This is a genomic window from Sinorhizobium medicae (assembly GCF_007827695.1).
GTDB lineage: Bacteria > Pseudomonadota > Alphaproteobacteria > Rhizobiales > Rhizobiaceae > Sinorhizobium > Sinorhizobium medicae.
This window is the reverse complement of sequence record NZ_VITA01000006.1, coordinates 1-20856: the sequence shown is the minus strand read 5'-3', so window position 1 is coordinate 20856 and position 20856 is coordinate 1. Positions and strand designations below refer to the sequence as shown.

General features: G+C 59.3%; 16 protein-coding genes and 3 pseudogenes. 10 read left to right on the top strand and 9 right to left on the bottom strand.

Annotation, left to right across the window (positions count from 1 at the left end; genetic code table 11):
- Nucleotides 1-13 precede the first annotated feature (13 nt).
- From FB009_RS11790 to FB009_RS11770, 5 genes are all read right to left on the bottom strand, one after another.
- On the bottom strand, nt 14-1291 hold the full coding sequence (locus FB009_RS11790; protein ID WP_012066704.1) for a TRAP transporter large permease: 1278 nt from the start codon (nt 1289-1291) through the stop codon (nt 14-16).
- A complete protein-coding gene (locus FB009_RS11785) occupies nt 1291-1824 on the bottom strand; it encodes a TRAP transporter small permease (RefSeq protein WP_012066705.1) in 534 nt (177 codons plus the stop codon). The genes FB009_RS11790 and FB009_RS11785 overlap by 1 nt, the downstream gene beginning before the upstream one ends.
- Nucleotides 1825-1842: 18 nt before the next feature.
- Entirely contained in the window at nt 1843-3021 is a 1179-nt protein-coding gene (locus tag FB009_RS11780; RefSeq protein ID WP_012066706.1) for a fumarylacetoacetate hydrolase family protein, read from the bottom strand.
- Between the two features lie 163 nt (nt 3022-3184).
- Nucleotides 3185-3901: a FadR/GntR family transcriptional regulator gene (locus tag FB009_RS11775; protein WP_012066707.1), complete on the bottom strand. Its 717-nt coding sequence runs from the start codon at nt 3899-3901 to the stop codon at nt 3185-3187.
- A gap of 84 nt (nt 3902-3985) precedes the next feature.
- A complete protein-coding gene (locus tag FB009_RS11770) occupies nt 3986-5365 on the bottom strand; it encodes an FAD-binding oxidoreductase (protein ID WP_318972088.1) in 1380 nt (459 codons plus the stop codon).
- A 251-nt stretch (nt 5366-5616) separates the two neighbouring features.
- Between FB009_RS11770 and denD the strand changes: the two genes are divergently transcribed.
- The 3 genes from denD to FB009_RS11755 are packed head-to-tail and all read left to right on the top strand — an operon-like array spanning nt 5617 to nt 9265.
- On the top strand, nt 5617-6600 hold the full coding sequence (gene denD, locus FB009_RS11765) for a D-erythronate dehydrogenase (RefSeq protein WP_012066709.1): 984 nt from the start codon (nt 5617-5619) through the stop codon (nt 6598-6600).
- A complete protein-coding gene (locus FB009_RS11760; RefSeq protein WP_024310696.1) occupies nt 6597-7478 on the top strand; it encodes an NAD(P)-dependent oxidoreductase in 882 nt (293 codons plus the stop codon). Before denD ends, FB009_RS11760 begins: the two co-directional genes overlap by 4 nt.
- 8 nt (nt 7479-7486) lie before the next feature.
- Entirely contained in the window at nt 7487-9265 is a 1779-nt protein-coding gene (locus FB009_RS11755; protein WP_012066711.1) for an IlvD/Edd family dehydratase, read from the top strand.
- 355 nt (nt 9266-9620) lie between these two features.
- Here the strand turns inward: FB009_RS11755 and FB009_RS11750 are convergent.
- Nucleotides 9621-9971: pseudogene (locus tag FB009_RS11750) on the bottom strand (LysR substrate-binding domain-containing protein); the annotation flags it as partial.
- A 23-nt stretch (nt 9972-9994) separates the two neighbouring features.
- Between FB009_RS11750 and FB009_RS11745 the strand changes: the two are divergent.
- The 5 genes from FB009_RS11745 to FB009_RS11725 are packed head-to-tail and all read left to right on the top strand — an operon-like array spanning nt 9995 to nt 14128.
- Nucleotides 9995-10381 (top strand): AMP-binding protein, encoded by a 387-nt coding sequence (locus tag FB009_RS11745; RefSeq protein ID WP_012066712.1) that lies wholly within the window; start codon nt 9995-9997, stop codon nt 10379-10381.
- Complete coding sequence (locus tag FB009_RS11740; RefSeq protein ID WP_012066713.1) at nt 10378-11328, top strand: iron-siderophore ABC transporter substrate-binding protein; 951 nt, start codon at nt 10378-10380, stop codon at nt 11326-11328. The genes FB009_RS11745 and FB009_RS11740 overlap by 4 nt, the downstream gene beginning before the upstream one ends.
- Nucleotide 11329: 1 nt before the next feature.
- Nucleotides 11330-12352 carry a FecCD family ABC transporter permease gene (locus tag FB009_RS11735; RefSeq protein ID WP_012066714.1) on the top strand — a complete coding sequence of 341 codons (1023 nt, stop codon included), beginning with the start codon at nt 11330-11332 and terminating at the stop codon, nt 12350-12352.
- Complete coding sequence (locus FB009_RS11730; protein WP_012066715.1) at nt 12352-13329, top strand: FecCD family ABC transporter permease; 978 nt, start codon at nt 12352-12354, stop codon at nt 13327-13329. The genes FB009_RS11735 and FB009_RS11730 overlap by 1 nt, the downstream gene beginning before the upstream one ends.
- On the top strand, nt 13322-14128 hold the full coding sequence (locus FB009_RS11725) for an ABC transporter ATP-binding protein (RefSeq protein ID WP_012066716.1): 807 nt from the start codon (nt 13322-13324) through the stop codon (nt 14126-14128). The genes FB009_RS11730 and FB009_RS11725 overlap by 8 nt, the downstream gene beginning before the upstream one ends.
- Nucleotides 14129-14194: 66 nt before the next feature.
- On the opposite strand, the gene FB009_RS11720 is transcribed toward FB009_RS11725, so the two are convergent.
- A complete protein-coding gene (locus tag FB009_RS11720; RefSeq protein ID WP_012066717.1) occupies nt 14195-16333 on the bottom strand; it encodes a TonB-dependent receptor in 2139 nt (712 codons plus the stop codon).
- Between the two features lie 150 nt (nt 16334-16483).
- Nucleotides 16484-17485 (bottom strand): siderophore-interacting protein, encoded by a 1002-nt coding sequence (locus FB009_RS11715; protein WP_012066718.1) that lies wholly within the window; start codon nt 17483-17485, stop codon nt 16484-16486.
- Between the two features lie 223 nt (nt 17486-17708).
- Here FB009_RS11715 and FB009_RS11710 point away from each other — a divergent pair.
- Nucleotides 17709-18101 (top strand): annotated as a pseudogene (locus tag FB009_RS11710) (transposase); the annotation flags it as partial.
- Nucleotides 18102-18396: 295 nt separating this feature from the next.
- On the opposite strand, the gene FB009_RS11705 reads toward FB009_RS11710, so the two are convergent.
- On the bottom strand, nt 18397-19920 hold the full coding sequence (locus tag FB009_RS11705; protein WP_011970783.1) for an ISNCY family transposase: 1524 nt from the start codon (nt 19918-19920) through the stop codon (nt 18397-18399).
- A gap of 61 nt (nt 19921-19981) precedes the next feature.
- On the opposite strand from FB009_RS11705, the pseudogene FB009_RS11700 reads away from it, so the two are divergent.
- A pseudogene (locus FB009_RS11700) lies at nt 19982-20737 on the top strand (IS3 family transposase); the annotation flags it as partial.
- Nucleotides 20738-20856 lie beyond the last annotated feature (119 nt).

Genomic DNA, 20856 nt, shown 5'->3' with positions numbered 1-20856 from the left:
GAGGGGTTGAGGATCAGTTGAGCCAGCGTGCGGGCACGATGACGATGTCCGGAAAAAGGACCAGAAGGAAAAGCACCAGTATCTGGGCGACCAGGAATGGGGTCACGCCGACAATGACCTTTCCGAGCGGAACCCGGCCGACGCCGCTGACGACGTTCAAAACGACGCCGACAGGCGGGGTCAGCAGCCCTATGCAGGTATTCATGATGAATAGAACGCCGAAATAGACAGGATCGATTCCAGCCTGCTTGATAATCGGCATGAGCACCGGTGTCAGGATCAGGATCGTGGGGGTAAGGTCCAATGCGGTGCCAACAACCAATACGACCAGCATGATGACGAACATCAGAAGCGTCGGGCGGTCGATCAGCGGAGAGATGAATCCGGTGATTTCCGCTGGAATGTTCGCCGCGGTTATCAGCCACGAGGAAACGAGCGCAGCGCAGACGAGGAACATGATGACAGCGGTGGTCTTCGCGGCCTGCAGGATGACGCCTGGCAGGTCACGTGGCTTGAGCTCGCGATAAATGACCATGCCGACGAAGAGGGCATAGAATGCGGCTACCACGGCGGCCTCGGTCGGCGTCACGACGCCGGCCTTGATGCCGCCCAGGATGATGACCGGCATACCGAGGGCCCAAAGCGCCCGCCCGGTGACGCGGAGACGCTCTTTCAAAGGCGTACGTGGAAGTGGCTGGATATCATCCTTCCGCACGACCAGCAGCCAGGTTGCGACAAGGGCAAGACCCATGAGGAGGCCGGGCACGATGCCTGCCATGAAGAGCTGGGTAATGGAAACGTTCGCCGCCACCCCGAACACGATGAAGGCCATGGATGGCGGGATGACGGGGGCGATAACGCCACCTGCGGCGATCAGGCCGGCAGATCGGGGGACGTTGTAGCCGGCCTTCGCCATCATCGGTATGAGGATCGCGGCAAGTGCCGCGGTGTCGGCTGCCGCCGAACCGGAGATGCTCGCCATGATCACAGCCGCCATGATGGCAACGATGCCGAGGCCGCCGCGAATATGACCGACACAGGCGATTGCGAAGTCGATGATGCGGCGCGAAAGCCCGCCCGCGTTCATCAATTCACCGGCGAGAATGAAGAACGGAATGGCGAGGAGCGTGAAGGTATCGGCACCCGCGATCATGTTTTGAGCAATGATCTGGGTGTTGAACATACCCATGTACCACATGAGTATGACGCCGCAGAACATCAGGGAGAAGGCGACCGGCACGCCGATTGCCATGGCACCGAGTAGCGAAACGATGAAGACGACAAGGGTCATTATGTGCGCTCCGCCAGGTGTTCGAGAGACATGTTTTCACCGGCGAAGGCGGCGATTTCTTCTTCCGTTACGCGCCCGGTCAACAAGCGGAAAAGGCGTTCGAGCGCGATCAGGACGACGCCCGCACCGGTGAAGAACCCGATCCCGTAGACCCACAGCATCGAGATGCCGGTAACGGGCGCAGCCATCGAGGCGTTGATCGGCGACTGTTTCCAGGTGCCCCAGAAGAAGATCGCCGACACTGCGATGACGACGATGTTGGAAAGGATCATGCAGATGATGCGGCCCTTGCGGCCGAACAGCGTGACCAGGGTCTCGACGCCGACATGCGAGTTTTCCCGGAAGGTGACGACGGCACCGATGAAGGTCAGCCATACGAAGAAGTACCGCGACATCTCGTCCGAGATGTTGATCCCGGAGTTGAAGCCGTAGCGCAGCACCACGTTCAGGAACACCATCAAGGCCATGCCTGCGAGCAGCATGATCAGCAGCAGCCCGAGAAGTCTGTAGAAAATATCGATCGCTTTTTGCATCTGCCCCTCCCGTTCCGCCTACAAGAGCCCGCGCGCGGCAAGATTCTTCATCAGAGCGCCGATGCCGAAACTCCATTTCGGGCAGCGGTCGCTGTGATCGACCCAGTTTACGAGTCGCCCGAGATGCGGGGTCGAAATCTCGACCCTGTCTCCGATTTCATGCGTGAAACCAAGTCCCGCGCCTCGACGATCCTTCACCGGCGCAAACATGGTCCCGAGGAAGAAAACGACCCCGTCAGGATACTGATGGTTGTCATTCAGAAGCTGCGAAACCAGATCTTCAGGGCTGCGGCTGATCGCAGACATCGGACTGACGCCGGTCATCCTGAACCCTTCCCTGCCGTCGACGACGAGGGAGACCTCCGCCTGCTTTACGTCCTCAATCGTGAAATCGCCGTAGAAGAGCCGGATGAAAGGGCCGATCGAGCAGGACGCATTATTGTCCTTGGCCTTGCTGAGGAGCAGTGCGGAACGTCCTTCGAAATCGCGAAGATTGACGTCATTGCCGAGTGTGGCGCCGACGATCTTGCCCTTCGACGTGACGGCCAGGACCACCTCCGGCTCGGGATTGTTCCAGTCGGATTTGGGGTGGATGCCGATATCCGCACCACAGCCGACCGAAGACATAGGCTGCGCCTTGGTGAAGATTTCGGCGTCGGGACCGATACCCACTTCGAGGTATTGCGACCAAAGACCGAGTTCCTGGAGCAGTTTCTTGACCTCGGCGGCCTTCTGCGAACCGGCGACGAGGCCCTTGAGATTGTCGCCGAGGACGGGCGCCAGCCGGCCGCGGATCTCCTGCGCACGCAGCGGATCGCCCTTGGCCTGTTCCTCGATCACGCGCTCCAGCATGCTGTCCGCAAAGGTGACGCCAGCCGCCTTGACGGCCTGCAGATCGGCTGGCGCGAGAAGATCGCCCGCCTCGCCCGTGAGGAACGCGTCGAGAGAGCCGAGACTCGCAAAGCGCGTGGAATCGCGCAAAGCGTCCGCCAGCCCGTCGATCTCGAGAAGCGCCGAGATCGTTGCCGCTATCGGGGTCAGGTCGAACACCTCTCCGCCCTTGATCAGGACCGGACAGGGTCCGCCGGCGGTTTTGGACCAGACGCGCCCGACGAGCATCGCGCTGGATGCGTCGGCGGGCTGAATATATTCGGCGCTCAGCGCCCGTTCGAAACTCACCAGAAATCCTCCGCTCATCTCGTACCTCGAAGGTACGCGCCTCTCATTGTCAGGATGTCTGACAATGAGATGACCTGCTTCTAGTATGACTTTTGGGCCATGTCTAGGCCGTGGGTAAGTGAAGCCTGATATTCTCCCAGGAGCGAGCGGGGGCGGCGCCAGCCGAGCAAAGCTTCAACGCCTAGAAGCTTTCGATCGTCAGGTCCAGACGGGCCGCCGCCCCGTTCAGATGATGGCGCATTGCTTCCCCCGCTTTGATCGGGTCCCGCGCCGCCACGCCATCTCGAATGGACACGTGTTCCGCGATCGTGACTTCAACGATCTCCTCCAGTATCGCAGCGGCGCGTGCCGCATTGATCGCCAGGCTGATCCGCTCGGCGATGAAACCTATGAATAGCAGGAAATAGTCGTTGTGGGTTGCGGCCGCGATCGCGCGGTGAAAAGCGAGGTCGGCGACGATCCCCTGGCCCGTCCATTTATCCGTGCCGGTCATCTGCAGCAAAGCCTCGTCGATCCTGCCCAATTCCTCCGGTGTATGATGGATCGCCGCAAGCCGCGCCGCCTCCACTTCCAGCGGGATACGAAGCTGAAAGAGATCACGGAAACTTCCCCGGTTGGCAAGGTCTCCCTGCTCTATCCGAAGAGATTGCCGGCGCTCGATTTCCGTAGCGAAGGCGCCGACGCCCTGGCGGGTTTCCACCAGCCCTTCATTGCGCAATTGCGCTATCGCCTCCCGCACCACCGAACGGCTGACCCCGAAGGTCGTGGCGAGCAGATTTTCGGTCGGCAGTTTCTCTCCGGGCGCGATACGTCCTTCGGTGATCTCCCTGCCGATCTTGGCCGCGATGCGCGCAGGCAAGTGCTCGCTCCTGCTGATCTGTCCGAAATCCGTTGCCATCAAGATTGCTTCTCCCGCTTCGAGCAGATTGAGGAAAGTCCGCTCTCATCCCGCCCCATCTATTAGAATAGATCACGTTCGTATCTAGAATCGCAGCTGGCAACCAGGATTCATGATCAACTCCGGATCAACGGCATGCTTGAGCGCCGTCAACAGCTTTCGGCTGGTCTCGGGCAACCTGGCATCGAAGTCCGGACGCTTCAGGCGCCCGATGCCGTGCTCGGCGCTGATGCTTCCCGCATATCGGTCGAGCACCTCGTTCACGACCGACTTGGCCTTGTAGATCAACTGGATGCGCTCCTCTGGTGTACTGCCTGACGGCGGCAGGACGTTGAGGTGCACATTGCCGTCGCCGACATGGCCATAGGAAACGCTGACGGCACCCGGAAGTGCCTCGGAGACCGCCCTTTCGGCCTCATCCACGAAAGATGCGAGCTGTGAGAGCGGCACGGAAATATCGGTGCGCATATGGGCGCCGCGCTTTGCCTGGCCTTCGTTTATCCCTTCGCGAATCAGCCAGAGATTGCGCGCCTGCGTCTGCGAGGCGGCGATCGTTCCGTCGAGAACCAGCCCTTCCTCCAATACACCTTCAAGGAAGCGCTGCATCAGATCGTCGACATCGACGAGGCCGGAGCCGGAGATTTCCATCAGCACATAGGCCGGATATTCCGTCGAGATTGGGATCGGCAGGTCGGAAATCGCCTCCTGTGCCAAGGTGAAAGCGAGCGGCGGCATAAATTCAAAGGCCGACATCAGGTCGCAGCAGTCCCGGCGAGCCCGGCGATAGAGCTTGATGGCATCTTCCAGGGAGGCAAGGCCGAGGAGCGCGGTCGCTGCCTGATCCGGATAGGGCGTCAGCTTGATTGACACGGCGGTGATGATGCCGAGCGTGCCTTCCGCACCGATAAAGAGCTGCTTCAGATCGATACCGCGATTGTCCTTCCTCAGCGTCGAAAGACCTTCGAGGATGCTGCCATCCGGAAGGACCACTTCAAGCCCAAGCACCAGTTCACGCGTCATGCCGTAGCGGAGCACGTTGACGCCTCCGGCATTCGTCGAAACATTGCCCCCGATCCGGCAACTCCCCTGCGCGCCGAGTGCAAGCGGAAAGAACATGCCCTTTTCCGAGACCGCATCCTTGAGCTCGGAAAGAATGCAGCCAGCCTCGACAACAGCCGAAAAGTCGTCCGCATCGATCTTACGGATGCGGTTCATGCGCTCGAGAGAAAGTACGACCTGCCGTTCCGGGGCATCGGGAATGGCGCCGAGTACCAGCCCGGTATTGCCGCCCTGCGGCACGATCGAAAACCCGAGCGCCCGGCAGGCCTTCACGGCTGCCGCCACCTGATCGGTCGAGCGAGGGCGAATCACCGCCACTGCGGAGCTGACCGCATCGCCATGCCAATCGCGGCAGTAGGGAAGCATCTTCTCCCTTTCGATCAGCACGATATCGTCGCCGAGCATTCGGCGCAGTACCGCAGCGCCGCTCGGCTCCTCTACCGCGCCCGTCATTCCGCTCGTCATAATTCCTGCCTTCCTCCGCGGCTGCCTGGGGAAACGCCACGTGCTCGCTCGTAACCGGGATTATTCCGCGAACCGCAAAATCCTGTTTTCAAGCAGAGCATATAAGGTTATCAGACAACCCTACAATAGATATTTTCCACTCCGCATGAAAGGCTCACGCGCATGCGGCCTCACTTAAGGAGGAGACATCCATGCATATCCTGATCATCGGCGCCGCCGGCATGGTCGGCCGCAAGCTCACGCAACGCCTCGTCAAGGACGGCGCGCTCGGCGGAAAGCCGGTCGAGAAGCTGACACTTGTGGACGTGGTGACGCCGGAGACGCCGCAGGGCTATGCCGGGACCGTTGTTGCGCGCGAAGGCGACCTTTCCGCTGCCGGCGAGGCCGAGAAACTGATCGAGAGCCGCCCGGATGTGATCTTCCACCTGGCGGCAATCGTCTCAGGTGAGGCCGAACTGGATTTTGAAAAGGGCTATCGCATCAATCTCGACGGCACGCGCTATCTCTTCGATGCAATCCGCATCGCTCACGACAAGGACGGCTACAAGCCCCGAATTGTCTTCACCTCTTCGATCGCCGTCGTCGGGGCGCCTCTCCCCTTCCCCATTCCCGACGACTATCACCTGACTCCGCTCACGAGCTACGGCACCCAGAAAGCCATCTGCGAGCTGCTGCTCTCCGATTACAGCCGCCGCGGCTACTTCGACGGGATCGGCATTCGACTGCCGACGATCTGCATCCGTCCCGGCAAGCCCAACAAGGCCGCCTCCGGCTTTTTCTCCAATATCCTGCGCGAGCCGCTGGTCGGTCAGGAGGCCGTGCTGCCCGTTTCGGAGGATGTCCGGCACTGGCATACTTCGCCGCGCTCGGCGGTCGGCTTCCTCATCCATGGCGCAACCATCGATCTTGAAAAGGTCGGCCCCCGGCGAAACCTTTCCATGCCGGGTCTCAGTGCCACCGTGGGCGAGCAGATCGAGGCGTTGCGCCGCGTTGCCGGCGAAAAAGCTGTGAAACTCATCCGCCGTGAGCCCGACGAGATGATCATGAAGATGGTCGCCGGCTGGGCGCCGGGCTTCGAGGCGAAGCGCGCCATCGAACTCGGCTTCACCGCCGAAAAGAGCTTCGACGAGATCATTCGCGTACACGTCGAGGATGAACTGGGAGGAACGCTGTGAGCGGAAAGCCGATGATTGCGTTTCTCGGCACCGGCTTGATGGGCGCGCCGATGGCTCGGCGCCTGAGCCGTGCCGGTTTTCCGGTTACGGTATGGAACCGCGACGCCGCCAAGGCCACACCGCTGGCCGCCGACGGCGCTAAGATTGCTGCCTCGCCGGCCGATGCCGTTGCCGGAGCCAGGGTCGTCTTCACCATGCTGACCAATGGCGATGCCGTATCGGACGTCCTGTTCGAACGCGGCGTCGCCGATGCCTTGCCCGAAGGCGCGGTCGTGGTGGATTGCAGCTCGATCGCCCCGCCGATCGCCCGCGAGCATGCGCTGAAACTGGCGGAACGTGGCATCCGTCACCTCGACGCACCGGTTTCAGGTGGCGTCGTGGGCGCCACAGCCGGAACGCTCGCCATCATGGCCGGCGGCGATGGCGCCGTAGTGGAAAGTCTGAAGGATGTCTTTGCGGCGCTTGGCCGCGTGACCCATGTGGGCCCGAGCGGTGCCGGCCAGATCTGCAAGCTTGCCAACCAGCAGATCGTCGCCGTCACCATCGGCGCCGTAGCCGAAGCGATGATCCTGGTGGAAGCAGGCGGTGCTTCGCGGGCGGCTTTCCGGGACGCGATCCGCGGCGGCTTCGCCGAAAGCCGGATCCTGGAATTGCACGGCGACCGCATGGTGAAGCGCGACTTCGAGCCCGGCGGAGCTTCGAGCAACCAGCTCAAGGATCTGGACGCCGTCATGGCGATGATGGAAGAACTTTCCCTCGACCTTCCCCTGACGAAACAGGTACGGAAGGAGTTTGCCGCTTTCGTCGAGTCCGGCGGTGCCGGACGCGACCACAGCGGATTGCTTCTGCATCTCGAAAAGCTCAACCGGAGAAACTAGGTTCCGCCATGGCTGACAAACTCCAGCGCCGCTTGCGCTCGCAGGACTGGTTCGACAATCCGGACCATATCGATCTTACGGCACTCTATCTCGAGCGCTTCATGAACTACGGCGTAACGCCGGAGGAGTTGCGTTCCGGCAAGCCCGTCATCGGCATTGCCCAGAGCGGCAGCGATCTCACCCCATGCAATCGGGTCCACATGGATCTGGCGAAGCGTGTTCGCGACGGCATCCGCGATGCAGGCGGCATTCCGATCGAATTCCCGACGCACCCGATCTTCGAGAACTGCAAGCGTCCGACCGCCGCCCTCGACCGCAACCTCGCCTATCTGGGCCTGGTGGAAATTCTCTACGGCTATCCGCTGGATGGCGTGGTGCTGACCACCGGCTGCGACAAGACCACGCCGTCCGCCCTGATGGCGGCTTCGACGGTCGATATTCCGGCGATCGTGCTCTCCGGCGGACCCATGCTCGATGGCTGGCACGAAGGCGACCTCGTCGGCTCGGGCACGGTGATCTGGCGCATGCGCCGCAAACTGGCGGCAGGCGAGATCGATCGCGAGGAATTCATGCAGGCCGCGCTCGATTCGGCGCCTTCGGTCGGCCATTGCAACACCATGGGCACGGCTTCGACTATGAACGCCATGGCCGAAGCGCTCGGCATGTCGCTCACCGGCTGCGGCGCCATCCCCGCTGCCTATCGCGAGCGTGGGCAGATGGCCTATCGTACCGGACGCCGCGCCGTGGAACTCGTCATGGAGGACCTGAAGCCCTCCGACATCCTGACCCGCGAAGCCTTTCTCAACGCTATCCGAGTCAACTCGGCGATCGGCGGGTCGACCAATGCCCAGCCACATCTTGCGGCCATGGCGAAGCATGCGGGCGTGGAACTTTATCCGGACGACTGGCAGGTTCATGGCTTCGATATCCCGCTGCTCGCCAACATCCAGCCGGCGGGTGCCTATCTCGGCGAACGCTACCACCGCGCGGGCGGCACACCCGCCATCATGTGGGAACTGCTGCAGGCCGGAAAGCTCGACGGTAGCTGTCGCACCGTCACGGGAAAATCCATGGCCGAGAACCTCGAGGGACGCGAATCGACGGACCGTGAGGTCATCAGGCGCTTTGAGGAGCCGCTCAGGGAAAAGGCGGGCTTCCTGGTGCTGAAGGGCAATCTCTTCGACTTCGCGATCATGAAGATGAGCGTGGTCTCAGACGATTTCAGGAAGCGGTATCTTCAGGAGCCGGGGCGCGAGGGTGTTTTCGAAGGCAAGGCCGTGGTCTTCGATGGTTCGGAAGACTATCACAAGCGCATCAACGACCCCCAACTCGACATCGATGAAGACACCATCCTGGTGATCCGCGGTGCGGGGCCGCTCGGCTGGCCGGGATCGGCGGAAGTCGTGAACATGCAGCCGCCGGATCACCTCCTGAAGCGTGGCATCAAGAGCCTGCCCACCATCGGTGACGGTCGCCAGTCCGGCACGGCGGACAGCCCCTCCATCCTGAACGCCTCGCCGGAGAGTGCGGCCGGCGGCGGTCTCGCCTGGTTGCGGAACGGCGATGTGATCCGGATCGATTTCAACCTGGGCCTTTGCGACATGCTGGTTTCCGACGGCGAGATCGAAAGGCGAAAGGCGGATGGCATACCGGCCGTGCCGTCCGACGCCACGCCCTGGCAGCGTATCTATCGCAAATCCGTCACCCAGCTTTCCGATGGAGCGGTGCTCGAGGGTGCCGCAGACTTCCGGCAAATCGCCAAAAACATGCCGCGCCACAATCACTAGCGGGATGAGGAAAATGTGCGCGGCTTCCGCCGCGGTCCCGCGTCTCAACTCGTTTGAATAAATCACGTTCATGGTTTTAGGTCCGTGCGACCTAAAACCATCGTGGTCCAATGGGTAAAATCTCCTCGGGCCTGTGGCCGACGCAGCCGCCCCACATCCGCATCGCCAACTCTTCGCGTTCGGACGTGAATTAGAAACGCAAAGAGATCCTCGCAGGATTTTTGATTGAACTTAGCGCGGCGCCCACCTCCATCTATAGTTGCGTATCATCGCCGCCATTCAATGCTCCACAAGCGCTTCTTGTTACCGATGACCGCAGCGGACTATTTCGTACGGGACGTAGACTCATTTTACCTCACGAAATTCGTTTATGTGGCGCTCCGGTGTCCAATCTCTGGTTGCGGGTGTATTCGAGGAAAGCACGCATGGCGGCGCTCGTATGCCGCCGGCTTGGATAATACAGATACCAGCTCGGCAGCTTCTGCTTCCAGTCGCAGAGCAATTCGATAAGCCGGCCTCTTTCGACATCATCACGGACATAGTCTTCGAACAGGTGAGCGATTCCCGATCCCGCAAGTGCGGCCTGGAGCTCTTGATGCGCTGAACTCAGCGTCAACCGACCTTTCGGGGTGATTTCCACTTCATCGTCGCCCTTCTCGAATTTCCACGTCACCATGGTTCCGCCCGGGAAACGGCGACGAATACAAGGCGACACCGGCCTTATGGCGCATGCTCGTCGAGGCGGGATGGCAAGGTACGCCAGAACTTAAAATGCTGTGCGGTGGCGAGGCGCTCAACAGTGCCTTGGCGGCAGATCTTCTCACGCGTGGCGGCGAACTCTGGAATCTCTACGGCCCGACCGAGACGACGATCTGGTCAGCAGCACTTCGCGTTGAGCCGTCGCTTCTCGATCCCCCAAGCGTGCCAGTGGGCGGCCCGATCTCGAACACGCAGATCTACATTCTGGACGCACACGGCGCTCCGGTCCCGATCGGCGTTACCGGCGAGCTTTACATAAGCGGAGCCGGCGTCGCGCGTGGCTATCTGAACCGCCCGAAAGGCAGCAAGCCTTTCTCGGCATTGCGCAGATCGGCCCGCCAAGCTATTTTAACATGAACGAAAATCTCATATTTGGATTCTTCATGCGCTTTGTTGTGTTGGCTTTACTAGGCATCATGCTGTCTTCTCCTGTTTTCGCTCAATGTGACGGTAGGCTTATCGCCGAAGGGGCGTTCCTCCACCCACCGCTGTGCGCTCCCAAGGAGCCGAAACGGATCATATCTCTAGTCCCGACGTTCAGTCTTGGCATAGCGTTGGAGCTTGGCCTACCTGTCGTTGGCGCTCCGCTTTTCGGGATGAGCGATGAGGATCTGAAGTCGAAAGCTGAGGCGGCGGGTGTGGTGGATCTCGGTTCTTTCTTGGAGCCCAGCATCGAGAAGATCGTCGCGCTTCAGCCCGATCTCATCATCGGCAGCAGCTTCCTGGGCGAGGAAGCATACCAGATGGCATCGCGATTGGCTCCCACCGCGCTGCTCACCGGAGCGAACTGGAAAGAATTCTATCGGACGCTGGCAAATATCGCTGGCGTCGACGATGGAATTGAAGGTCGCTTCGCTGAATACGAGAAGCGGGTTGCGGCAGTTCGCGAGCGGGTTCCCAAGGATTTGCGAGTATCGGTGGTCCGCATCACGCCCTGGGAATTCCAGGTCTTTCTCGATGAACCCAATGCATGGGCGCCGTTCGACGTGCTGCGCAAGGCGGGTGTCAGGCGTACAGATTTCGAGACATCCGAAACGAATGTCGGAACGAAACGCATCGATTTCGAGGGACTGGCCGGCCTGGATGGGGATATCCTGCTCTACATCGTCGGCGGTTCCAACGATTCAGCCACCAGCGGCAGGCATGAGGCCGTGCTGACGAACCCATTGTGGAAAATGCTGCCGGCCGTCAAAGCGGGCCGCGTTTATCGAGTAGACGCAGGCACCTGGATAGAGTTCAACGGTCTGGCGTCGGCCAATAAGATTCTCGATGACATCGAGACTTACATCATCCCGAGGCCGTGAAATGGTGGTCATAGAGTCGGCGCGGCGCAACACCCCCGCGACGCGGATCTTTGCTTTTGGCCTGTTTGCGCTGCTGCTCGCTCTGCTGAGCCTGTGGTCACTTACGATCGGCACCACTGCGATACCACTGGGTGATGCCTTGCGCGCGATAATATCGGAGGGAACCAGCCATCAGGACGTAGTTATTTCCACTATCAGGTTACCACGAGTTCTCACCGCCATCATCGTAGGTTCGACATTGGGCGTTGCCGGAGCCTTGATGCAGGCGGTCACAAACAATCCGCTGGCTTCGCCTGATCTGCTTGGCATAAGCGCCGGGGCGGCTTTTGCGGTCGTTATATCCATCGTCTTCTTCGACGCGCAATCTCCGCTGGTGTTCCTGTGGTTCGCCTTTGGCGGCGCCGCAGTAGCAGGGATCCTCGTTTATATGGTCGCGTCAACCGGCGTGTCCGGTGTGACCCCGGTGAAGCTCGCCCTGTCAGGCGCGGTGTTGAGCGTTTTCCTCGGCTCGGTGTCCGCATCGCTGCTCATCTTCGACATGAAAGCCATCGACATTATCAGGTTGTGGTCCGTTGGTTCATTGACGGGAAAGGATATGGCTGCCGTGGCAGCCGTGGCGCCTTTTGCCCTGGCAGGAGTTGCTGCCACTCTGCTGCTGGCAAGAGAGGTGAGCACACTCAGTCTCGGGGCGGATGTCGCGCAGGCCGTCGGTCAGAATGTCCTTTTATGGAGACTCGTTTCGGGAGCCCTCATGGTCCTGATGGCGGGAAGTTCGGTTGCGCTGGCAGGTCCTATCGGGTTTGTCGGACTTGTGGTGCCACACATCGTGCGCTTGAGCCTCGGCACTGACTACCGCTGGATTCTTCCCTTCTGTGCAATTTCGGGAGCGTTATTGGTTGTCATGGCAGACGGTCTGCAAAGAAGTTTGACGGGAATCGACGTTCCGGTTGGCGTGACGCTTGCCCTGGTGGGGGCTCCATTCTTCATCTGGCTGGCGCGGTTGCGCGCCGGTGGGATTGGTTGATGCGAAGCGTTCTCATCCTATCGGGCTTTTCGGTCGTCATACTGTTCTTGGCGCTTGCGATTGGTGACCACCATGTCAGCATCGCACAAATCCTTGCAGTCCTCACCGACAGCCCGGCGGCGGATGCACAGTCCATACAGATTATCCGCGATATTCGTCTTCCAAGGGTTATTTTGGGCTTCCTTGTTGGCGCATCGCTTGCCACTGCGGGTATGATTGCCCAGTCGGTGTTGCGAAATCCATTGGCGGAACCGGGTCTGATCGGTGTCAATGCCGGCGCTGCCCTTGCAGCGGTCATTGTCATCGTCAGGTTCGAGGTGCCTCCCACACACCTGCTTTCGTGGCTGGCATTTGCCGGAGCCCTCACAATGTCCCTCGCGATCTATGCCTTGTCATGGAACAGCGGCAGTTCTTCGCTGCGCATCATTCTCATCGGCATCGGCCTCAGTTCGCTAGCCGGGGCCGGCGCAAACTTCATCTCCACCTTCGGAAACCCCCAGGCCGTGCAGCGAGCGATGGTCTGGCTTTCCGGCAGCATCTACAACAGCACCTGGGATAAAATCCGTACCCTCGCGACATGGCTCACGATAGGCATAGCGGGCAGTGCCCTGATCGCGCGGGAAATGGACCTGCTTATCCTGGGGGACGAGACCGCAAGGGCGCGGGGGCAACCAGTAGAACTGATCCGAGCCGTCATGTTCGTCCTTTGCGCTGTCCTGTCTGGCGCCGCAGTCGCTGCGGCAGGTCTGGTGGCATTCGTTGGTCTGATCGCACCGCACATTGCTCGCGCGCTCGTAGGGCATTCCCACGGTCTCATGCTGCCGGTCACCGCGCTTGCCGGCGGACTTCTGGTGGTCGGAGCCGACCTTGCGGCGCGCACGTTGTTTACGCCAGCGCCGCTGCCCGTCGGATTGATGACGGCTATTCTGGGCGCGCCATTCTTTGCTTACCTCATGTGGCGGAAGAAAAATGCCTGAACAGCTTGCCCTTCCTATCCTTGAAACCCGCGCTGCCTCGATCGGATATGGCGCCAGGCTTATCCTGCGAGATCTCGACTTATCCGTTCCAGAAGCTTCCTTCACTGTGCTGCTTGGTCCGAATGGCTGCGGAAAATCGACCCTACTCAGGGCACTTGCCGGCCTGATCCGGCCGCAACAGGGCACCGTGCTGATCAACGGATACTCGATTTCGATGTTTCCGCGGAAGGAACTGGCGCAACGTATCGGACTTCTCTCGCAAAATCAGTCGGCGCCTGAAGGCATGACGGTCATGGATCTGGTCAGGCAGGGCCGTTACCCTCACCGTACCCTGTTTGGCCGATGGACGAAGGAGGACGACGAAGCCTGCGAGGAGGCGCTTGCGGTCACCGACACGGCGGATCTCGCTGGCGAGAAATTTGATACGCTTTCCGGCGGACAGCGACAGCGCGCCTGGATCGCCATGACCCTGGCGCAACGAACCAGCGTTCTCCTGCTCGACGAGCCAACAACCTTTCTCGACCTTTCCCATCAGATCGATACCCTGCGTCTCGCCCGAAAGCTTGTTCGCGAACGCGGCGTAACCATCGTCGCAGTATTGCACGACCTCAATCAGGCTGCACGTTATGCTGACAATCTGGTTCTTTTAAAACACGGTGCGATCGTGTCCGAAGGTTCCCCGGCCGATGTCTTGACATCAGATATCGTCAAGCGCGTCTTCGATGTCGATGTGACGATCATCACCGAACCGCGAACGCAGGCTCCGATCTGTGTTCCGGTGGAAGACGCTGACCTATAGAACGAAAACCCGCCGGGCTGAAAAACCTGGCGGGTTTGAAGAAGCCTGAATGGCTTGTCAGATTAATCAGAAGGTGGCGTTGACGCGTACGCCGAACGAGCGCCCGTCGCCGATGGTCGCCAGGTTGCCATTGCTCGAAATCGAGGTCAGGTATTCCTCGTCGAACAGATTCCTGGCAAACGCAGTGATCTTCAAGTTGTCTTTTTCGTAGCCGATATTCGCATTTACAACAGTAAACGAATCCAGGGCACGAACATTCTTCACGTCGCCTTTGCTGTAGTAGCCGTCCGTGAAGGACACGTCGCCGCCTGCGAAGAAACCGCTTTCATGCTTGTAGACGCCACCGAAAGAGGCGGTGAGCGATGGCGCTTCGGGAAATTCCTTGCCCTTGAAGTCGCCCTTATCAAACTTCGACTTCATGAGGCCGAGCCCAGAGAAGAGCTCTAGGCCAGAATCGAAGCCGTAACGAACTTCGATTTCGGCACCATAGGAATGAGATTCGGCTGCATTGAGACTGATCGTCTGGGCTGGGAAGCGAGGATCGAATTCGATTGGAACCTGCTGGTTCGTGTAATCGTAGTAGAAGACGTTCCCGTTCACCTGCAGACGGTCCTCCAGCCACTTGGAACGATAAGCAAGTTCATAGGCCCAGAGAGATTCCGGCCTGACCGTATTGATGTCGGTCGTGCCGATAATGAGTTCCGAATAGCCCGGGCGGTAGCCTTTACTGATGGTAGCGGCGAGATTCTGGTTCTCGTCGAGTTCAAAGGCAAGGCCGATCTTGGGCAGGAATTCGGTGTTTGAGACCGAATTGTTCTCCGTAAGCGGAACATATCCGAAGGTGGAGGCGTCCAGCAGGCTGCCCGTGTAGTTGGCCGAGACCTTGTCATGGACCAGCCGACCGCCGGCCAGCAGCGTCCATCGATCGACAAACTCGTAGCGGGTGTCCGCGTACAGAGCGGTCGTCTCGCTCTTGTTCTTCGCCTGTAGCTGCTGGAACGGCAAGATGAACGGGGTGACTGGATCTGCCACCACCCGGATGTTCGAGTCGAGATCGAAGGTGGATCGGCCTGCGAAAAGACCGAAGACGCCCGAAAATTGAGACTCCGCCGATCCGTAAGTGAGACGGATATCCTGGGAGAAGTCTCCGCCCTCGCGTGTGTCATCACGGATGAGTTGGAACTGTTGAAGCGTCGGCGTTTGAGGAGAAGTAATCTCCACGTCCGTGTCTACGAACGACGTAATCGACTGAATCTTCCAGTCCTCGTTGATCTCGTAGGTCAGGTCGGCGATGTAGCGGTTAACGTAAGTATCGCGCCGTTCTGCAGTCGTATCATCGAATCGTCTGGCGAAGAAATCGGGACCGCTCACCAGAGCCCATGCCGGTTTGTCATGCGTACGGCTAACGGTAAACAGCCCCCGGAGGCCCGGTATTTCTGCAGGCTCCCAGAGCAGCTTGCCGCGAATTTCCTCGAACTCCTCTTCGCCCACGTCCGAAATGGACGGATCGACATAGTCGATGTCGTTGTCCCGGCGAAAGATTTGCCCGGAGATACGAAATGCCAGCTCGTCTTCGACGATCGGCGCCGAAACGGCAAAGGCGCCGGATTTGTACTCGTCGGTTCCGATCAGGCCTTCAATACTGGCTTCGGGGGTATAAGTCGGATCTTTCGTCTTGATGATGACGGATCCCGCGAGCGCGTTGCGTCCCTGAAGCGTAGATTGCGGACCACGCAATACTTCGACCTGCTCGACGTCCCAGAGGCCTCGCGTCCCGCGCCGGGTTGCCTCGACACCCTGTTCTGCGCCGTCCACGACCACCGAAATCACCGGGTTCGAGCGGCTCGGAGCCGTTACACCCTCCGAGCTCAAACCGCGGATGACAATGTCGGAATTACCTCTGCCACTCATGAAGGCACGGATGTTGGGTGAGCTGTTCAGCGCATCATTGAGTGTCGGTCGGACGAGATCGTGAAGTTCTCCGCCTGTGAAAACCTCGACACTGGTGAAGGTGGTGAACTGATCACGGCCGAATTTCTCGCCAGTGATGATAATCGGCGCCAGCGTCGTCGCGGCATCCTCATCGCTCGGCGTCGCGTCCTGAGCCATCGCAATGCGCGTGCCTGGCCCGATCGATACTGCCGTTGCGACGATTGCGATTGCCGTGCAGCCAAGAAACGGCTGCAATCTCTTAGAAAATGTCATTATCCCCTCACATTGGTAACCCCTAGCAAAAGGACAATTATGGACAAAAGATGAGTAGATCAATCCACTTTTCGCAATCTGATTTGACTATCCGCGGTGGTTGCAGTTTTGCACCACATCACAACTCTTCTCTGAAACAGAACAAGGGAATTAACGAGACCAGTAGGATGCCACACGCATCTCCGCCCTTTGAATGCCGCGAGCAACCAAAATATTCCGAGCCTCATTGACCTCGGATCGCTCGCTCGCAATCCAGACAAAACGATCGACGTCCGGAATTCGAAGCTTTTTCAATTCGTCGAGCAGCGATATGCCATCGCCGCGCACCAGCCATCGGACGGCCACGCTACTTGTCGTGTTGAGGTGCTGCACATCACCCGCGTCAGATATGAGGATAGTCGCTACACCACTGGTCTCCTCGGGAAGGCTTTCCAATATGCGGGCGATTGCCGGCAGCGCGGTCTCATCGCCAAACAATGCAATCCATCGCGCGTCTGGCAGCCACTCTCCTCCCGGCCCCATGATGGCCGCGTCCATTCCCGGATGCAACGTCTTGCACCATTCGGTTACGCGCCCTCCTTCATGCGCGAAGACGTCAAAGTCGAGGGTGCCTTTTTCCAGATTGACACTGCGGGTCGTATAGACCGGCCGATGCCATTCACTTATGCCGCCGGGCCATTCCACGCGCCCGCTTTCCGAAATGACCGGCCATTGACCAATATGGTTTTCGGATGGGAACAGCAGCCGGAAATGCAGACCATCACGAGAGAAACGTTCAAGTGAAGCTCCGGAAAGTCGCACCCGATAGTAGGACGGACGGACGCGCTCACAGGACTCCACTATCGCGAAGGTCAAATTCGGCGGAACAAGCCCTAGCTTGGTCAGCGACCATCGGCGGTCAAGGGCAACAGCCGCTTCGTCGAGACGGTGATCGACCGCTTCCTGGAGGAGGTGTAGCTTCATGTGATCACTTGCATGAAGCGTCAGTCGCAAGCCGCCATTTTCCCCGAAAGCGTGAATTTGACCCAGCGGCAAATGTATGATCAGTCCATCGGACTTCTCAACGAACGGCAACGAACGTTCGACTACTCGGGCCTTGATCATCTGCAAGCCAAGATCCGAGTGCACCTCGATCAATGTAGTCGTTTTCATTGTAATCCTGTGACGTGCGATTAGACTTTTTAAATTCTTGCATAGGCGATCGAACGGGTCACGACAATCTGAGGCGTTCGGCTTGTCGGAGGCATTTTCGAGAAACTTAGGTCATGTTGACAAAGTGGGCAGCCATATCTTCGCCGCGACAATCGCGAGTGACCTTGCCCCGTTGAAATAATCCATTTTGAAGTAAGCTCTGGACCGTTGAGAGGACCAGAGAATGAAGAGCAACCGTTTCACAGACGAACAAATCATCACCATTTGGAAGGAGCACGAGGCTGGCACGCCCGTCTCGGAGCGTTGCCGCAAGCACGGCGTCAGCGATGCCAGCATCTATAAATGGAAGGCCAAGTTCGGCGGCATGGACGTATCCGAAGCCAAGCGGCTGAAGACGCTGGAAGACGAGAACACGAAGCTGAAACGGCTTCTGGCAGAAGCGATGCTCGACAATGCGGCGGCGTGTAAAGCCATCGGCTTTTGCCGGATGACGATCCGTTATGAAACCAGGCGCAGCGATGACCATAGCCTTCGCGAGCGGATGAAGGCGCTGGCGCATGAACGCCGCCGCTTTGGATATCGACGCCTTCATGTGCTGCTCAGGCGTGAGGGTCATGCAGCGCGACAACCAAGATGAGACGCGTATTGCCTCACCCAAGAGTGTTCCCAGAGAATAATGCCGTTGCCTCACTCGGATGTTCTCGAATGCCTCACGGGTTGTTCCGATCGTGTCCCCGCACCTGGTGCAGGTGACGGAGGTAGCGAAGCCGCTCGCGAGCGCGCCCTCAATAGCGCTGTAGCGAGCGGGCGGCTTCGCGGGCGGTCATCATGTTTTGCGTAGGGTCGGGTTGTCGAAGGCCAACCTGGCGGTATGAGCGCGGATGCCGAACCGGTATTGGTCGGTAACGATCTCACTGCACGACCTCTACGATTTGCGTCTGCCGCGCGACATCGGCGAATGGCCCGAACACCAGCGCATTGGCCTGTGTACTGCGCCAGATCTTCATTCGACGCTGCACGGTCCGAATGAGGCGGTCGGGATACACGCCGGGGTATTTGACCTGCAAGCGTTCAAGCAACTCTCGCGAAGTTCGCCAAGGCTCCGCCTCGAACCATTCCTCGAGTTCGGCAGTGACGGCGAGTAGAGGATCGGGCCTCCGCCGCTCTCGCTTGGCCGCTGGCTTGGAGCGGGCAGTCGGTTTCACTTCACCACCACGCCAAGCAATCCGTAAGCCAGACAGAAAGTCTTCGAGCGGTAATGCCTCGCCGTCGGTGGCAGGCGAACCATCAGGCTTGTCAGCAATTTCGACCAATCTCGTTTGTGCCAGGCGTATGTCGCGGAGCAGCCGGACCGGATCGAGTGTCAGGTACATCGCCTTGAGCCGAAGGCATGTATCCTCCGGCGTGCGTGGGTCGTCAAGCAGCCGCTGATAGGGCGTGGCGGGACGATGATAGCGCTTGACCACCTTGGCTCCGTCACGGTGCTTTTCTTTCAGCTTGAATGATGGCTGAAAGAAATTCACGAACAACCGCATTGACGAATAAAGCTTGGCCAGTTCCCGAGTGGCTCGCAGCCCCTCGAAGCGTCGGTATCCAACGATCTTGCGCACGATCGCGCCATTCTTCTGCTCGACAAATGCCTGATCATTCTTTCGGTAGGGGCGGCAACGGGTGAGCTCGATATTATCGCGCAAGCAATACTCATGAACACTCTCGTTCATGAATACACTGTCGTTGTCGGTGTCGAAGCCCAGCAGCGGGAACGGCAGCAACTTGCGCAGTTCGGCCAACGCAGTGATCAGTACCGTTTGCTCGCGAACCAGCAGCGGCGCGCATTCCGTCCAGCCCGTGGCTATATCGGTCAACACCAGCGTTTGAGAGAAGGCACCCCTCGCGTACGGGCCGGAATGAGAAACGAGATCAGCCTCGACAAAGCCGGGTGCGGGGTCATCCCAATCCGAGAAGGTTCGAACGGGAACACTACGCCGTATCGCTGTTGACCCTTTCCGGCGCCGCGGACCCGTGGCGCTCGCTTTGATCTCCTTGAGGACCCGATCAATCGTCGCTGGGCTCATCGCCAAGAGTTGCCGGCGCGTCTCGCAATTCATATCGCCGTGTCCATGACGTTCCATCGCTTCGATCAGTGTTGGCAACAGGGGGTGTAGTCGCTTGCCGCAAATTCGATCCGACGCCTCCCAAACACCGACGAGCGCTGCCCGCACGTCATCGCCGTAAACCCGGCGCCCTGGCCGAGGACCACCCTTCGCCGGTTCGCGGTCTCCTCGCAGCAGTCGCATCGCATGCTTGCGGTGAAAGCCCGTGAGCGCCACGAACTCGTCTAACATCCTCGCCTTCTCGGCCCGCCCACCTAATACATAGCGACAACTGATCGCCGCAACCAATTCCGCACGTGTCGCCATGCTTACCTTCCTCATCACAGCTCCCGAGGTTGATTCGTCGGGAGCAATTTAGATGAGGCAATAACCCATTCTCAGGGAGCAGTTCAGGCGAGGCAATGCGGATCTCAGCCAGATTGTCGCTCTACAGGGTCACCTTGTGAACCACACACTGCTCTTTCGGCTCTACCGTGAAGAGAAGCTGACGGGTGCGCAAGCGCGGCGGCCGGAAACGAGCGATAGGCACACGTGCACCGATGCTGATCCCGCTTGCCGCCAATGATCGTTGGTCACTGGACTTCGTGTCGGATCAACTCACCGATGGTCGAAGGTTCCGGGTACTTACGGTCGTTGACGATTGCACCAGGGAGTGCCTGCCACTCGTCGCCGATACGTCCCTTTCCGGCCTGCGGGTTGCCCGTGAGCTGGACCGGATGATCGAGAAACGAGGCAAGCCGAAGATGATCGTCAGCGACAATGCAGTGAGTTCACCAGCAACGCGATCCTGCAATTGACCGATCGGACCAAGGTGGAATGGCACTACATCGCACCGGGCAAACCGATCCAGAACGCCTTCGTCGAAAGCTTCAATGGGCGGCTGCGAGACGAGTTCCTGAATGAAACGCTCTTCTCGTCCCTGACCCATGCTCGATCAGCGCTTTCAAACTGGCGCAGCGATTACAACGATCATCGACCACACTCCGGACTCGGCTGGATGACACCTGCCGAGTTCGCTCAGACAATCAACCCGCGACGGGATGCGGTGCTGCAGCCGGAATGGCTCCGCACCGCATCCCGTCGCTACCGCCCGAATACAGCAACCCAAAACCGCTCGAGCGAACTCAAAACTGGATAAAACTTGGGGGCAAGGTCAGAACGCTTCGGACGCGCTCACTACCGAGATTGAGGATGGATCAGAAGCGCAAAAAGCCCCCGTATGGGGGCTTTTTTGCTTGGCGTTTGTTTTTGATTTGG